The sequence below is a fragment of the Synechococcus sp. GFB01 genome (assembly GCF_001039265.1).
In the GTDB taxonomy this organism is placed as follows: domain Bacteria; phylum Cyanobacteriota; class Cyanobacteriia; order PCC-6307; family Cyanobiaceae; genus NIES-981.
The window spans coordinates 36,555-51,529 of the sequence record NZ_LFEK01000017.1 but is presented as its reverse complement, the minus strand read 5'-3'; the positions used below and the strand labels follow the sequence as shown (position 1 = coordinate 51,529).

The 14,975-nt window shown below is 62.4% G+C and carries 13 protein-coding genes and 1 pseudogene; 3 read left to right on the top strand and 11 right to left on the bottom strand.

All coding sequences use genetic code 11. The features are described 5' to 3' along the window. From SYNGFB01_RS03540 to SYNGFB01_RS03525, 5 genes and pseudogenes are all read right to left on the bottom strand, one after another. The coding region (locus SYNGFB01_RS03540) for a chromate transporter (RefSeq protein ID WP_235299907.1) at positions 1-923 on the bottom strand (923 nt) is incomplete at its 3' end. 97 nt (positions 924-1,020) lie between these two features. Beyond that, positions 1,021-1,311, bottom strand: a pseudogene (locus SYNGFB01_RS15235) (chromate transporter); the annotation flags it as partial. Between the two features lie 1,050 nt (positions 1,312-2,361). Then, the gene (cpcA, locus tag SYNGFB01_RS03535; protein WP_048016942.1) at positions 2,362-2,853 is read right to left on the bottom strand and encodes a phycocyanin subunit alpha; all 492 of its coding nucleotides are present in this window, start codon (positions 2,851-2,853) and stop codon (positions 2,362-2,364) included. A 48-nt stretch (positions 2,854-2,901) separates the two neighbouring features. After that, positions 2,902-3,423 carry a phycocyanin subunit beta gene (locus SYNGFB01_RS03530; RefSeq protein ID WP_048016941.1) on the bottom strand — a complete coding sequence of 174 codons (522 nt, stop codon included), beginning with the start codon at positions 3,421-3,423 and terminating at the stop codon, positions 2,902-2,904. A gap of 681 nt (positions 3,424-4,104) precedes the next feature. After that, the gene (locus tag SYNGFB01_RS03525; protein ID WP_161795840.1) at positions 4,105-5,976 is read right to left on the bottom strand and encodes an FAD/NAD(P)-binding protein; all 1,872 of its coding nucleotides are present in this window, start codon (positions 5,974-5,976) and stop codon (positions 4,105-4,107) included. Between the two features lie 873 nt (positions 5,977-6,849). On the opposite strand from SYNGFB01_RS03525, the gene SYNGFB01_RS14500 reads away from it, so the two are divergent. Beyond that, the gene (locus SYNGFB01_RS14500; RefSeq protein WP_048016927.1) at positions 6,850-7,107 is read left to right on the top strand and encodes a Nif11-like leader peptide family natural product precursor; all 258 of its coding nucleotides are present in this window, start codon (positions 6,850-6,852) and stop codon (positions 7,105-7,107) included. Between the two features lie 146 nt (positions 7,108-7,253). On the opposite strand, the gene SYNGFB01_RS03515 is transcribed toward SYNGFB01_RS14500, so the two are convergent. Next, the gene (locus SYNGFB01_RS03515; RefSeq protein WP_235299906.1) at positions 7,254-8,846 is read right to left on the bottom strand and encodes a cysteine desulfurase; all 1,593 of its coding nucleotides are present in this window, start codon (positions 8,844-8,846) and stop codon (positions 7,254-7,256) included. Then, the gene (locus tag SYNGFB01_RS03510; RefSeq protein ID WP_048016926.1) at positions 8,833-9,762 is read right to left on the bottom strand and encodes a family 2A encapsulin nanocompartment shell protein; all 930 of its coding nucleotides are present in this window, start codon (positions 9,760-9,762) and stop codon (positions 8,833-8,835) included. Before SYNGFB01_RS03510 ends, SYNGFB01_RS03515 begins: the two co-directional genes overlap by 14 nt. 60 nt (positions 9,763-9,822) lie before the next feature. Here SYNGFB01_RS03510 and SYNGFB01_RS14495 point away from each other — a divergent pair, with 60 nt between their 5' ends. Next, complete coding sequence (locus SYNGFB01_RS14495; protein ID WP_161795838.1) at positions 9,823-9,978, top strand: hypothetical protein; 156 nt, start codon at positions 9,823-9,825, stop codon at positions 9,976-9,978. 67 nt (positions 9,979-10,045) lie between these two features. Here the strand turns inward: SYNGFB01_RS14495 and epsC are convergent, their stop codons facing one another. From epsC to SYNGFB01_RS03490, 4 genes are all read right to left on the bottom strand, one after another. Continuing rightward, positions 10,046-11,047 carry a serine O-acetyltransferase EpsC gene (gene epsC / locus SYNGFB01_RS03505; protein WP_048016940.1) on the bottom strand — a complete coding sequence of 334 codons (1,002 nt, stop codon included), beginning with the start codon at positions 11,045-11,047 and terminating at the stop codon, positions 10,046-10,048. Then, entirely contained in the window at positions 11,044-12,075 is a 1,032-nt protein-coding gene (gene cysK, locus SYNGFB01_RS03500) for a cysteine synthase A (RefSeq protein WP_082325844.1), read from the bottom strand. The genes epsC and cysK overlap by 4 nt, the downstream gene beginning before the upstream one ends. Before the next feature lie 675 nt (positions 12,076-12,750). Further along, positions 12,751-13,560, bottom strand: coding sequence for a homoserine O-acetyltransferase (metX, locus tag SYNGFB01_RS03495; protein ID WP_200900049.1), 810 nt, complete (start codon positions 13,558-13,560; stop codon positions 12,751-12,753). Then, entirely contained in the window at positions 13,553-14,050 is a 498-nt protein-coding gene (locus SYNGFB01_RS03490) for a rhodanese-like domain-containing protein (protein WP_235299896.1), read from the bottom strand. Before SYNGFB01_RS03490 ends, metX begins: the two co-directional genes overlap by 8 nt. A 211-nt stretch (positions 14,051-14,261) precedes the next feature. Here SYNGFB01_RS03490 and SYNGFB01_RS14045 point away from each other — a divergent pair, with 211 nt between their 5' ends. Beyond that, positions 14,262-14,657 (top strand): hypothetical protein, encoded by a 396-nt coding sequence (locus SYNGFB01_RS14045; RefSeq protein ID WP_152669495.1) that lies wholly within the window; start codon positions 14,262-14,264, stop codon positions 14,655-14,657. Positions 14,658-14,975 lie beyond the last annotated feature (318 nt).

Genomic DNA, 14,975 nt, shown 5'->3' with positions numbered 1-14,975 from the left:
CGCAGCAGCGCCGCCAGCGCCAGCGCCACCACGAGCGCCGCGCCGGTGCTGAAGCGGCCCTCAGGCCAGAGCACCGGCCCGGCGAAGAACACCGCCAGGCTGGCGATCACGCCCACCACCGCTGCCGTGATCGCGGTGAGCGGGGCGCCGAGACGCAGGTCGCCGCGGCTGGCCTCCACCAGCGGAGCGCCGGCGAGGATGAACCCGAACGACGGCAGGAAGGTGAACCACACCGTGACCAGGGTGGCGGCCACGGCCAGACCCCAGCTGCCGCTGCTGCCGGTCCAGCCGCCCATGAAGCCCACGAAGGCCACCACCATGATCAGCGGCCCGGGCGTGGTCTCCCCCAGGGCCAGGCCATCCACCATCTGGGCGGCCGAGAGCCAGCCGAACTGCTCCACCGCCCCCTGGGCCACATAAGGCAGCACGGCGTAGGCCCCGCCGAAGCTGAGCAGTGCCACGCGGCTGAAGAAGCGGGCCATCAGCGGCAGGATGCCGTTCCAGCCGCCGGCGGCGGTGAGCAGCGCCAGGGGGATCAGCAGGCCCAGTCCCCAGGCGAGCAGGGTGAGCGCCAGGCGGCGCCGCGAGAAGCGGGCGTGCGCCGGGGTGGGGGTCTGATCGCCGTGAATCGGCTCCGCCGCGGCGAGGGGGTCGCTGCCGGCGGCTGCGCCGCTGCCCCGATGACCGGAAGGGGGTGCATGGGCGGGAGCGACCAGCAGCCCGGCGCGCCAGCGGCCCACCACCAGACCGCACAGGGCAGCCCCTGCCACCACGAGCGGATAGGGCAGCCGCAGCACGGCCAGGGCCAGAAACGCCGCGGCGGCGAAGCCGACCAGCAGAGGCGTGTGCAGGGCGCGCCGGCCCAGCCGCCAGGCCGCCACCAGCACGATCGCCAGCACCGCCGGCTTGAGCACCGCAAACACCGACGCCAGCAGCGGCAGCTGCCCCNAGAGGGCATAGCCNGTNGGCCAGGGCGGTGAGCAGGAACACCGAGGGCAGCAGGAACAGCACGCCCGCGATCAGTCCGCCGGGCACGCCATGCATCAGCCAGCCCAGGTAGGTGGCCAGCTGAATCGCTTCCGGCCCCGGCAGCAGCATGCAGTAGTTGAGGGCATGCAGAAAGCGCCGTTCGCTGAGCCAGCGGCGGCGGTCCACCAGCTCGCGGTGCAGCAGGGCGATCTGGCCGGCCGGCCCGCCGAAGCTCACCAGCCCCAGCTGCAGCCAGAAGCGCGAGGCCTCCCGCAGGCTCACCACCCAGGGGGTGGGATCGGGGCCCAGGCCTTCAAGGTCAACGGAAGAGTGGTGATCCATGGAGTCGCGCGTGGCTGACTGCCGGGAAGCCCATCCTTGTCGTCAAAACTGCTGGAGGGTGTGAGTCCACGCACACTGCGCCTCGACAACAGAGGGGAGGATGCAATCCAAACAAGCTCCATGCGTGATGTCGCAACCAGATCTGCCTAACAATCTGGGNCCAACACTACTCATGGCGCTGGGCATCGTGAGTGCACCCGTGGGCCTTGGGGTCGGCATCTTTCTGACCGGCATGGCCATGCTGAGAAAGGCCAATGGCAAGCGCAGCTATCCACGCCTGCACGAACTGATCTCGAGCCTTCAGCGTGGCCAGTTGTTGTGCAGACTCAGACCCGTGGCTCCTGACTAGATCCTGAAGCGCGGAACCAGTCCAACAGCCGCCCCGGCGACAAGCTGCAAAACGTTGCAGCCCTGGATGTGTTTGCGCTTCCGAGAAGCATGGGCCGCCATTCCGCATCTACAACACCGAATGCATGCCAGCAGCAACACAGCTGGCGGATCTGTTAAGCCGCGAGCTGGCACTTGAGCTGGGCCACCGAGAGCCTGATGGGTGCATCGGATAGCCCACGATGCTCGGTTCTCGGCAGGAACTCGGATGGTCGGGGATATGACTCTCGTGGAGAGAAGACGGATGGAGGGCTTGCAGCATTGAGGCCCATGAAGCGCTTCGAAGCCTGGACGAGTGTGGTGGCTGGCAGAGGTTGCTCCCGCCACAACGACAGGGTCAGGTTCAGAAACTGGCTTGCATGGCTACATAGACTTGANCGACCGGAAGAGCACGCCGACCGATCAACTGGTTGACGCTCCCGCAACCATGATGGGTGCCTGACTATACGCCGGCATCACGAACTCTGTGCCAAACTAAGCATAGCTCGAACATTGAGCTACGTGGACTAACGAGGGGATGGTCACGCGGCCATCCCCTTTNCATTGACACAGCATCGCTCAGCGCTCTCAAACATTGACGCCAGAAAAAGGGAGGGGTCCAGCCCCTCCCTTACGTTGCGCCAATGATCAAGAAGCCCTCCCAGGAAAGGGGAGAGAGTTGGCTCAGACCAGTGCGTTGATCGCGTAGTCGATGTAGTTGTTAGCGATCACACCAGGATCACCCTGGATACCATGATTCGCCTTGATGTAGTTCAGGGCCTCGACGTACCAGGAAGGAGACAGTTCGAAGGCACGGTTGATCTCATCCAGACCGGCGATCAGATATTCATCCAGAGGGCCCGTGCCACCAGCCACCAACGAGTAGGTGATATGACGCAGGTAGTAGCCGATGTCGCGGGAGCACTTGGCCTTGCCACGGGCATCCGATGCGTAGTTCGCCCCCTGCAGCTGAGTGGTGTAGGGATACTTCGCATAGACGGCCTGGGCGGCGCCATTGACCAATTCATCCGCCTTGGCTGTGAGGGCTTTGGCGGCAGCCAGAGCGTTGGCAGCCCGCTCGAAACGACCAAAGGCGGCGTTGAGCTCAGTGTTGCTGAGGTAACGACCCTGAGAGTCGGCGGCGGCAACGGCTTCCGTGAGAGGGGTTTTGGACATGGCTCAGATAGGTGAAGGGAAGTGTGAAGTGAAGCGAACGCAGTCGACTCAGCTGACGGCTGCAGCGGCGCGATCGAAATACGTGCCGATCTCGGAAGCGAGCGCAGAGCAGTCGCCAGGGGTGATGCCACTGCGGTCGAGCACCAGCTCGATGGCCGCATCCTTGATCTTCCGGACACCCTCACCCACCGACGCACCAGGCACGCCCAGGGCCAGATACGTTTCCCGCAGGCCGTTGAGGCAGCGATCCTCAAGCACTGAGGCATCGCCCAGATAGACGGCGTAGGTGACGTAGCGAAGGATAATGTCGAGGTCGCGGAGGCAGGCAGCGATGCGGCGATGGGTGTAGGCATTGCCGCCGGGCGCGATCAAAGCCGGCTGCTGATCGAACAGCTCGCGAGCCGCATTGGTGACAAGCTTCGATGCATTGGAGGTGATGCGATTCACTGCATCAAGGCGCTTGAAGCTGTCGCCGACAACGGACGACAGTGCGTCCAGTTGACCGGCATTGAGGAATTCACCGCGGGAGTCAGCTTGTGCAACAACCCTGGTAAAGGCGTCGTAGGTCATGGCAGATACGGACAAGTCTCGGCAGCAGCCGAGTGTGAGGTGGAAGTGGACAAGACCACAAGAGTATTGGTGGCTATTCAGCCGCCAGGCAGCGCGGACATGTGGCCCGGTCACGAATGAATTGTCAGTCAAGCCCTGTTCTCCTACCGGCTTAGGTTACAAAGGGTCATCGTCACGCGGCTCGGGTGTATCCCCAGGCACATCTGTGACGAGGGAGATGAGTCGAGGCCGCCTGAATGACATCGCCAATGGCTGCCCGGAATGGTGAAGTCGGCCTGGCCATAGGCGCACTCAGCACATGGGTGTAGCTCTAACAACAGGGGCCTGTATCGAGACACACCTCAAGCCTGCTTGCCTTGCAGGTGAACAAGCTCAACAGTCTGGAGTCAGCTCACAGATGCGCGTTCCCAGGCTCCACAGGCCATGTCAATACCACCATTCCCGGTCGTTGATAGACGGAATATCCTGGCTCCTCTCGATAGTGTCATAGCCATGGCATCCGACCAGTTCTGTCTGTTCGCCGCACTGGCATAAGTCAGCACCGAGATCCCGGAGGTCAGCTTGTGGGTTCTACATCGAACGGGGGGGGGGGGGGGGNNNGGTCCATGCCGTAGACGAAAACGCTGTATCGAGAGCAGGGCTCGCTCCCGCTGCGCTGCATGTGCATTATCAAGTCGAGTTTTATTTGCTTTTGTTGATCGTCGTCAGCACGCAGGCCTGGGCGGTGTGAGCCGCTTGAACGCGAAGCTCTGGCACGGCGGTCGATTCCCATAGCAGTGGCTTGCGCAGCGTGCCCACGATGAAGAGATCGGGCAAAGGCTGGCCCGCTGCGCTGATCGANCGCCCGGCGGCATCGGTTTGGAGGCCAAGGGAAAGTTCATCCCGTGTTACCCAGCCGTGGATCAGTAGGCTGCCGATCACAGGATTGGCATCAGAACGGTTGGACGGCGCTGGGCCGGTGCAGTTGATGATCCAGTCGAATGTCATGGGTCTGGGCGTGGAATTGCCCCGCTCCAGAATGTCCATGGTTACGTCGTTGGCAGTACCGACGACCCGCTGGACCCTGGCCGTGATCCTCTGGAGCACCCCCCGGCGNATCAACTCGTCGATCCGATCCGCGATATGCGGAGCCATGCGGTGGCGGTGAATTTCCCAGAACGGGCGGAGCCGCGCGATGAACCGCTGCCGGTCACGCAGGGACAGGTGCTGCCACAGAGCCACCGTATGCGGTCTCAGCCCGTCGATGATGGAACGCCAGTCGCCTCCGCGTTGCAGCAAGCGCTTTGCTTCGATGTGGATGGCATGCGACAACTTCGTCAGGGAGACGGGTTGTTGGACGAGCGACGCGACGAACGTAGCGGCATCCCAGCGCACGACGGCACTGCGTTTGTGCGCGTGCGGCATCAGACCGCTTCGGGAGAGAAACGTGATTGGCCCCGTCCGCGCCGTTTCGGTCAGGCTGAGGACCGTGTCGATCGCGGTGAGGCCACTGCCAAGGATACCGACGCGTTCGTGCGGTTCGATAACGTTCAAACCATACGGACGCCACGGATCGGGGATGAACCGCTCGCGTGTACCCTCCCAGATGCTGCTGAGCGGGTCGTTCGGCAGGCGGTGGCCAATCGCCAGCACAACGGCGCGGGCACGCAGCGATGCTCCCCGCCTCAGGTGGACCATCCAGCCCCCAGCCGGATGACGCATGACCCGGCGGACTTCGTCGAGCCGGATGTCGAGCCGGCCGGATGTGTCAGTGGCTTCCCGCTGCACGATCTCACGTAGATATTCTCCGTACTGCATCCGCGGCAGAAAATCGTCGGGGCGGCCCCCNGGATTCCGCGCTCGTGCCCATTCGAGGAAATGGTTCGGTTGGTCCGGCCACGCGCTCATCAGAGCGGCGGGCACATTCAGCAAATGGGCCTCTTCTCGAGTGCCGTAGGCCAGTCCTTCGCCAATGGTGCCGCTCCGTTCGATCAGCACAATGCGGTCCGCCGCCCGCTGCCGCAACAGGTTCGCGGCCGTCATCGTGCCGCAGAATCCGCCTCCGATGACCGCAATCGTATCCGGCGGGGATTCCGCCTGAGGCCGTGGTTCGCTCCGAGTGACGAACTGCCGGACGTCCGCCAGCGGCGGGGAATACACATGAACCGTAACCAGTATCTCCGCATCGGATGGGTTGCTGATCGTGTGAATCCCGGCATCCTGCCCAGCAGACACCTGCCCTGAGTAGATCTTTGTTTCGTATTCCCAGTGGACGCAGCCATCTGCGCCGATGCTATAATCTGTTTCAATTGCCTCGCCTTGAACCACCTGCAGGGCGCACACCGACCNAGTGTGATCGTGCGGCGGGCTGGTCTGACCAGGCAGCCAAGTCATCGCCAGCAATTCGTAGTTTGCCCGGCGCACCAAGTGAGCTCGATGATAGTGCCGTGGGTTCGGATGGACGAATTCGCGGACGTCCTGAATCGTTAGTCTGCATGAACTCAGGATCTCGGCAATGGGTGTCAGCGGCGGGNTCGATCCCAATGAATCGAGTTCACGAATCAGCCGGGCCAACTGCGCGGAGTGCTGCATTCGGGAGGGGATGTGCGTCGTATAAGGGTCGAGATCGGAGCCTATTGCGGCTTCTTGATAACAGACAAATCCACTCAGCTGCAACAGGTTACGGTCCCTAAAGGCAACCAGACTTNCCGAGTGAAGACATGTCGTCGCTCACTAGAGCGGTGGCCGACAGCGCAGGTATCGGAAGCAGCATGATCCGCAACTCTCAATCGAGGAGTTCCTTCCCTCATTTGTCAGAACATTGGACCCAGAGCTGAACGATTCTCTCTCGGCTGATGCTCCGGAAGGTGCCTGAAAACACCTGCGTGTGTAGTCCCATGACGTTGTTCAGCTGACCCGGGGGTGTGAAGCCGCCAGAGACGGGGTGTCACCGCCCATCCCGGCGTTCCTACCGCAAGGCTTGCCTCTGCCGCCGGGATCAGCCTGCGCCCTGCCTACATGTGGCTTTCCCTTTGCACTCATGCCCGGTAACGGCAGTGGCGGATCATGGGCAACCACCGTCAAGGCAGTTCCCGTGGCGCCTGCCACGAGAAGGTGCATGTGGCGATCGACGACGCAATACGCCTGNCCTCCTCCGCCAGCTTGCCACCCTACTGCTGCCGCCAGAGGTGGCAGGTCGGCTGCGTCACCTCGATGACGCGGCGGACGTCGGCGACCGTCCTGCCTTGGGTGATCAGCCGCTCGGAAACAACAGGAGCCTGTATCGAGACACACCTCAGGCCTTCTTACCTTGCAGGAGAACAACCTCAGAAGTCTGGATTCAGATCACAGATGCGTGTTCCCAGGCTCCAAAGGCCAAGTCAATACAACCACTCCAGGTGGTCGATAGACGGAATAATCTTGGCTGCTCACGATAGTTTCACAGCCATGGCATCCGACCAGTTCTATCTGTTCGCCGCACTGGCATCATTCAGCACCGAAATCCAGGAGAAGCTTCGCAGGGTTCAGACACCCGAGGCGATTCTGGAGATTGCGGCGCAGCACGGTTATGAGATCACTTTGGAACAGCTGAGCTACTACGCCGACCGTCTCAATGGCGAGCATTGGATCTGGGTGAATAAGGGTGAGGCCTGGCGGAAGCGGTTCTTCGCAAAGGAGCGCCAGCTCGATCTTCAGTCAGCTTGAGCTGCCTGCCGGTTCAGCATCCGACCCAACTCGCAAGACCCCCACTCACCCTTCACCCCGGTCCCCTCCTGTGAGGGAAGCCGGGGCTGCTCGCTGGATCCGGCAGAGCTGAACACTTGCGTGATCCTGGACGGTGCATCGATGGCTCAGGGCGCCAGGGTCGGACCATGGCCGACGATCGCCCGCAGACCTGCCACCAGCGCATCCACATCACCACGGGTGTTGTAGAGGGCGAGGGTGGCCCGCACCGTGCTCTCCACCCCGAAACGCCGCAGAATCGGCTGGGCGCAATGATGGCCAGCCCGCACGGCGATGCCCAGCCGGTTGAGAGCGGAGCCCACCGCCTCCGGGGGGTGTCCGTCGATGGTGAAGGAGAGCACGCCGGCCTTATGCGCGGCGCAGCCGAACAGCCGAAGTCCAGGAATCTCCAGGAGTCGGGGCGTGGCGTACGCCAGCAGCTCCTGCTCCGCCCTTTCGATCGCAGGCATGCCAATACGGCTGACATACTCGAGCGCAGATGCCAGGCCGACCGCATCGGCGATATTGCCAGTACCAGCCTCAAAACGGTGGGGCGGATCCTGGAACTGCGTGCGCTCGAAGCTCACATCACGGATCATGTTGCCGCCGCCCTGCCAGGGCGGCATGGCTTCCAACAGATCACGCTTGCCGAAGAGCACGCCGATACCCGTGGGCGCATAGATCTTGTGGCCCGAGAACACATAGAAGTCGACATCCAATGCCTGCACATCGAGTGGCATATGGGCGATGCCCTGGGCCCCATCAACGAGCACCCTGGCGCCATGGCGGTGCGCAATCGCGATCATCGGCTCAATCGGTGTGATCGTGCCCAAGGCATTGGAGACCTGGGTGAAAGCGGCCAGCCGAGTGCGGGAGGAAAACAGCCGCTCATACTCCTCGAGGATCACCTGGCCCGAGGCATCCACTGGGGCCACACGCAGTCTGGCGCCCTTCTCCTGGACCAGCTGCTGCCAGGGCACGATGTTGGCGTGGTGCTCCAGCTCGGTGATCACGATCTCATCGCCGGCCTCGATCTGACGCCGCCCCCAGGACTGGGCCACCAGATTGATGGCCTCGGTGGCACCGCGAACAAAAACGATCTCCTCGCTCCGGGAGGCATGCAGAAACCGTGCGACCACGGAGCGGGCCTGTTCGTAGGCATCCGTGGCACGCGCTGCAAGTGTGTGGGCGCCGCGGTGGATGTTGGAGTTTTCGTGCCGGTAGAACTGCTGAAGGCGATCGATCACCACCTGAGGCTTCTGGGTCGTGGCGCCGTTATCCAGCCAGACCAGGGGATGGCCGCTGATGGTCTCCTGCAGGATCGGAAAATGCCGCCGCAGGTAGTCAGGGTCCAGGGGTTGTGGCGCGGCTGGTGGGTCATGCCAAGGCACCCCAGCGCGTGCCTTCTCAGGGCGACCGGGGTCGAGCTGGGCTGCATCGAGCCGCAGCGAAGAGGCGGGATCGAACAGGTGGGGCGCGATGTCCAGGGGGGGGACCACTGGGATGAACCCTTCGGCAGCGGGGAAGGCAGCAGCGGCTGCATCGCCGCTTGCCGGCAGGTGATCAGCACCGAAGTCACCGAACAGTCGCTGCGCCATACCCGTCAGCTCCGCCAGATCGGGGAAACCCAAGGGCAGACCATGGGGAGCGCCCAGGGATGGATCGAGCTGTTCCGGCTCGAGCTCAAGCGCAAACGGATCGCGGGGGTCAACGGTACTCATGGGCATAGTGGTGATACTTCTCAATCTCAACGTCCTCAAGCATGCCGATGGCGTCTTCCGTCAGGACTGCGACTGAGCAGTACAGCGAAATCAGATAAGACGCGATCGCCTTGCGGCTGATTCCCATGAATTTGACAGAGAGCCCCATGCTCTTCTCTCCGGGAAGATTCGGCTGGTAGAGCCCTACAACACCCTGCCTTGCTTCGCCGGTGCGCAGCAGCAGGATGGAAGAGCGGCCGTTAGCAATCTTCAGCTTGTCGCTTGGGATCAGCGGCAACCCTCGCCAGGTCACGAACTGAGAGCCATAGAGGTTGACGGTCGGCGGCGGAACGCCACGGCGTGTGCATTCGCGACCAAAGGCAGCGATCGTGCGGGGATGGGCCAGGAAGAATGAGGGTTGCTTCCAGACCCTGCTGATCAGCTCATCGAGGTCATCCGGGGTTGGTGGACCGCTGATCGACTTGAGACGCTGTCCGCTGGCAACATTATGGACGAGACCGTACTCAGCATTGTTAATCAATTCATTTTCCTGGCGCTCCTTGATTGTCTCAATCGTCAGTCGAAGCTGCTGCTCGATCTGGTCATGAGGGCTGCTGTAGAGATCGGATACTCGGGTGTGAATATCCACAGTCGTGGTGACCGCGCTGAGAAAGTACTCACGTGGTTGTTGCTCGTAGTCGACGAAGGTCTCGGGCAGATCGCGCTCATCACGCTGCGAGCAGGCCGTGAGAACGCGGGATTCATCACGAACCTTGTTGACGCGGTAGATGCCGGCCTCGACCCCCACCCACGACAGCATGGGCACCAGCCAACGCGGTGAGATCGAGGCAAGCTGCGGGACCGTTTTGGTGGCATTCGCCAACTGGCGAGCCGCCCCATCACTGAGGGCCAGATGGGTGGCAGTGGATTCGGTCATGGGTGCAGAAGAGGGAAAACAGGTCGATCGATCAGCTCAAACCATGGGAGGTCACAAGCCATGCGTTCCAACGACTTGGACGGCGAGCCTCGACAACCAGTAACGGGCGGGCAGCATGGAATGGGAGCCGATCAATGGGCAGACACCGAATGGCGCAACTGGGCGATCAGGGTGATCATCACCACGGCAGATGGCGTCATTACGCCCATGCCTTGAGCATCCAGCTGGCGAGAGACTCCGTGCAACTAAATGCATTCTATGCATGACGACTCCGTGCCAATAATCAGATGCCTCCGCCTTCACCAAACGTCTCAGAGATGAGCGCGGCTTGCGTGACCGTGGTTTCCGGAGGGACACTGGTGGTCAGCCAGACATTGCCTCCGATCTGAGCACCCCTGCCGATCGTGACGCGGCCGAGAATCGTGGCACCGGCATAGATCACCACATCATCCTCCACGATCGGATGGCGTGGAACTCCCTTCACCAGGTAGCCCTTCTCATCCTTCGGAAACGATTTCGCACCCAGCGTGACAGCCTGATAAAGGCGAACACGCTTGCCAATCACAGCTGTCCCACCAATGACCACACCGGTGCCATGGTCACAAAAGAAACTCTCACCGATCACCGCACCGGGATGGATATCCACGCCAGTAGCGGAATGGGCACTCTCCGCAATGATCCGTGCCACCAATGGTGCGCCCAATCCATGCAGCGCATGGGCAAAGCGGTGGGAAGTGATCGCTTTCACGCCCGGGTAGCACACCAAGACCTCATCCAGGCTCAGTGCAGCCGGATCTCCCCGGTAAGCCGCATCGATATCTGAATCCAACAATCGACGAATGGCAGGTAGCTGCATGGCGAAAGCTCGCGTGATTCCATAGGCATCACGCTCAATCTCCTGGGGAAGCTGACGCGGGGAAGAGCCTGTGACGGCCGGAATGTCGTTGCTGTGAGCGATCCCTGCCTCCCCACCTGGACTCGCAAGCCGGGTGGCGAGCTCGATCCGGATCTGGTCGCGCAGTCTGCGCAGGCACGTATCGAGGGTGTGTCCCACGAAATAGTCCGTGCTGTCCTGGGGAAGGGCCTGGCCGGGCTGACGGACAGCCTGCAGGGCGAGGCGCTGTGGAAACAGGGCGGCCGCCAGGTCGTCGACGACAGCTGTAAGCACCTGCCGCGATGGCAGCGGCATCGGATGGGGGGAGGTACGGCCATCTCCCCGACAACGATCTCTGAACTCCCGCAACTGGCTGACCACCGCCGCCAGATCCCATCCCTCCTGATTCAAGGGACCAGTCCCTGGTCATTGAACACCCCCTCAAAGAGAGCTGTGCTGAGATACCGCTCACCGGAATCGGGCAAGACCACCACGATCGTCTGACCGGCGAAGGCCTCTTCGCAGGCCAGGCGTGAGGCCACCGCCACCGCAGCGCCGCTGGAAATGCCAGCCAGGATGCCCTCCTGCCGCATCAGGCGGCGGGCAACATCCATGGCTTCGGCGCTATTCACCTGCTCGACCCGATCCACAAGGGAGAGATCGAGGTTGGACGGCACGAAGCCGGCGCCGATGCCCTGAATCCTGTGGGGGGCAGGCTGAACGGGCTGCCCCGCCAGCGTCTGGCTGATCACCGGACTCTCCAGGGGCTCCACCGCCACCGAGACGAGCGGCCGGCCGAGGGTCTGCTTGATGTAGCGGCTCACGCCGGTGATCGTGCCGCCGGTGCCCACACCCGCCACCAGCACATCGAAACGTCCCGCGGTGGAAGCCCAGATTTCAGGACCTGTGGTGTCGTGATGGATGCGGGGATTGGCGGGATTGGCGAACTGCTGCAGCAGCACGTAGCGGTCGGGATCGGAGCCGGCGATTTCCTGAGCCTTGGCGATCGCACCTGGCATCCCCTTGGCACCCTCCGTGAGCACCAGGTGCGCGCCGAAGGCGGCCAGCAGCTTGCGCCGCTCCAGGCTCATCGTCTCAGGCATGGTGAGGGTGAGCGGGATGCCGCGCGACGCCGCCACGAAGGCCAGGGCGATGCCGGTGTTGCCGCTGGTGGGCTCGACAATCTCCTTGCCCGGACCGAGCAGACCGTCCTGCTCGGCCTGCCAGATCATCGCCGCACCGATGCGGCACTTCACCGAATAGGCGGGGTTGCGGCCCTCGACCTTGGCGTAGACCGTGGCGCGTGCCAGGGGGCCCAGCACACGGTTCAGCCGCACCAAGGGGGTATGGCCGATCGCCAGGCTGTTGTCGTCGAAGGGGGGAGCGCCTGATCCAGAGCCGCAGGCCAATGATCCTGAGCAACGACCATGAAGGTGCATGGGGATATTGACCTTGCTAGCTCCAGCTCCAGTGACGGTGGTGTGGTTCAAACCACACAGCCTTCGAGGCCCCCCAGTAGCGGGCGCCACACGGCGGCTGTTCCGTGTGATCGGTGGAATCGCCCCGCTTCCCCATTCCGCGCGGGAGCTCCATGCCAGCCATGCCCAGCGGCGGACAGCGTCGACGCCAAGAGTGCCAGGGTGAGTACTTCTACACGGCTGCCAAACGCGGATCCTTCATTGCATTCAACCACTCACGAGCAGCTGGTTGCAGATCTGCGAACTGCCCAGTCGTTGCAAGACAATCACGCGTGAAGCCTGCACAGGATCAGGCCTTGTGGCCGGAATCAGGATGGCCGTATTGAACAACCTCCTTGATCATCCTTCAGCCAAGCGACTGTCGCAGTATGGGATCCAGCGGACCCTGCTCGAACAGAAAACCATCATGTCCAAGATGCGACTCTATTGATGTAAACGTGACGCCGGCATGGAGGCACTGAGCCAATAGAAGCTGTTGATGGGGAGGGAACAGGCGATCAGAGCTGATCGACACAACCCTTGTTCGGGCTTGGACCCCAGCGAGAGCTTTTGCGATGCCACCCCTGCCGCGGCCAACATCATGATTGCTCATGGCATTGGTGAGGAGAACATAGCTATTAGCATCGAAGCGACAGGTCAAGTGCTCTGCATCCTGCTGAAGAAAAGGCAGATATCGTGAGCGTGTTGTTGTCGGGAGAGACGTTCGAGTTCCCGTTCACAGCCATACGTCAACCTGGCAATCGTTCGTGCAAGCGACAACCCTCGCACTGGCCCACCGCCAGGATCGCCGTAGTAATCACCACCGCAGAAGGCTGGATCGAGCTCAATCGCCTGAATCTGGGTGCTGTGAAAGGCACGGTTCTCCGGCGTGCAGGCGGCGGTGGTGGCAAGGAGCACCAGGCGATCCAAGCGTGTTGGTGCAGCGATGGCCCACTCCATGGCCCGCATCCCGCCCAGCGATCCCCCGATCACCGCATGCCAGTGCTCGATGCCGAGAGCATCGGCCCAGCGTTGTTCGGCCGCCACCAAGTCGCGGATCGACAGGGAGGGGAAGCGGGACCCATAGGGCCTGCCGTCAGGCGCGAGGCTGGAGGGGCCGGTGGATCCCTGGCAACCACCCAGCACATTCGGGCAGAGGACATACAGTCGGTCGGTGTCAATCGCTCGACCTGGACCGATCAGGCCGTTCCACCAGCCCTCCGAGCGATGGCCGGGGCCGGCAGGGCCACTGGCATGGCTATCCCCGGAAAAGCCGTGGAGCAGCAGCACAGCGTTGGATCGCTCGGCGTTGAGAGTGCCCCAGGCTTCGTAGGCCAGGCTCACATCTGGCAGACTCTCGCCGCTCTCAAGCAGCAATGGATCCAGTCCCGCCAGAGCCTGAAAGCGGCGCTGGCCAGCGGGATCGCCCACACGCCAGCCGCCCGGAATCCTTGTGGGCTCAGGCACGGCTCCTGGCCAGGGCCCACGGGCCCAGCAACACCACCAGGCCCAGCCCCAGCAGCCCGAGAGACTGGGTGAGGCCAGCAGCGATCAACAGGGCCGGCCCTCCGAGCAACTGGCGGGGATCAGCAAGGCCCAGGCTCCAGGGCCGGGTCTCTCCAGCGGGGTGGAGGGCTACCCAGGCTGGATAGCCACCATTGAGGTAGCGGATACGGCGGCTGTAGCCCAGCTCGTGGAGACGGGTGATCACCGCCTCCGTCTCGGCGGAATCATCCCCGATCAGCACCAAGTCGCCTTCCGGAAGCTCACCGGCCAGGAGCAGACCTGCAGGGATGGAATGGCTGCCGGGAACATGGCTGCGATGGTAAAGGCGGCGCGGCCGAACATCCACAAGGCAGACTCCCGGCAACACGGAGAGCTGCGCAAGATCCTCCGCGGACACGGACGCAGGCGTCCTCGGTGGAGGGGGTGGGGGTGGGACACGGTCGGAAGCCATGGCAGCGAAGATCTCATCAATCGGCATGGGCCGATCATGACCCGATCGGCCATATAGTACGGTATTCCGAGCGACATACGCATGTATTCAGATCCTGGCTGGCTGACGAGGAGGGGGCCGGTGAGCGGCGGCACAACCATCAATGCCTCTGAGCACATCGAGATCTCAGCCATTCGGCGATGCTTACAGGAACACGAGTTTCAGATCAACGATGAACTTGCCTGAACATGTCTCGCACAACAACGACAGCGATGCCACACGAGTGCTATCTGGGCAGTGCCACAGCGTTGGCGCACTCGAACTGAGACGGCTGGCACTCGAAGGCGCCATCGTGGTGGTAGAAGAATGGGCTACGCCAGTCAGCGCTCAGCTTAGAAATACGCTTCAACTGACCCCCAGTGATACAAGCATGAGCATCAACAACATGATTCCTGATCAAGAAACACCATTGATTTGCCTGGCAGAAGGGTGGATGCCGGCCCAGGACCTTGGCAATCGCCTATGCCAGGCAGGCTATCAATACGTGTTTACGGCAGCGACCTGTTGGGGTGGCTTACTGGCGATCCAGGCCGCGACCTCTCTCGGCAAGCCGTCAACATCGTTGTAAGAATGATGCTCGACTCATACGCTGGGCCAGAAGCTGATGCGCATCGCGACCCTTGTGCCGAGCAGGCTGAACAACTCTCCCGATCGAGTAGTACTGCGGAGACACTCGATCGGGATCGTGATCACCCTGGTGTGCATCGAGCAGGGAATCTGGAAGCTGGGGGGCTGACTGGGTCGTGAGGGTGAACTCCCAAGCACCTGCTCCACAGCCATCCAGGGGGTCTTGGTTCCGTTTGATCTGGCGACAACCTCGGCGGGTCTNCGTCAACGGTTGACTCTGGCCGCGTCACCAGGGGCGTTGGCATTACGCAAGCCTTCC